Origin of the sequence: Chromohalobacter sp. HP20-39 (genome assembly GCF_033052815.1) — a bacterium.
Taxonomy (GTDB): Bacteria; Pseudomonadota; Gammaproteobacteria; order Pseudomonadales; family Halomonadaceae; genus Chromohalobacter.
The window spans coordinates 1-242 of record NZ_JAWHTP010001075.1 but is presented as its reverse complement, the minus strand read 5'-3'; the positions used below and the strand labels follow the sequence as shown (position 1 = coordinate 242).

General features: G+C 55.8%; 1 protein-coding gene. It reads right to left on the bottom strand.

Annotated features, from left to right (window positions below; all coding sequences use genetic code 11):
- On the bottom strand, positions 1-242 hold a 242-nt coding region (locus tag RVY79_RS21240), incomplete at both ends, for an SGNH hydrolase domain-containing protein (RefSeq protein ID WP_317466600.1).

Sequence of the window (242 nt, the reverse complement as noted above, 5' to 3'; positions counted from 1 at the left end):
CATAGGGGGGCACATCGTGTGGGTGACATCATGAATGGAGAGCCCATAGTCTCTCCCCAGGCTGTCCATGAAACTGATCAGGTGATACGCGTGGGAGTCACCCCAGAAAATTGCATGCGTAGCCGCTTGCGGATCTCCCACGGTGCAGTCTTCCGGTGAGGTGATCTCGACCTTGTTCCAGCATTTCTGGGATCGCTCGCCATCAAAAATGGACCGGCCCGTCAGTTCGAAGGTTTGACGCA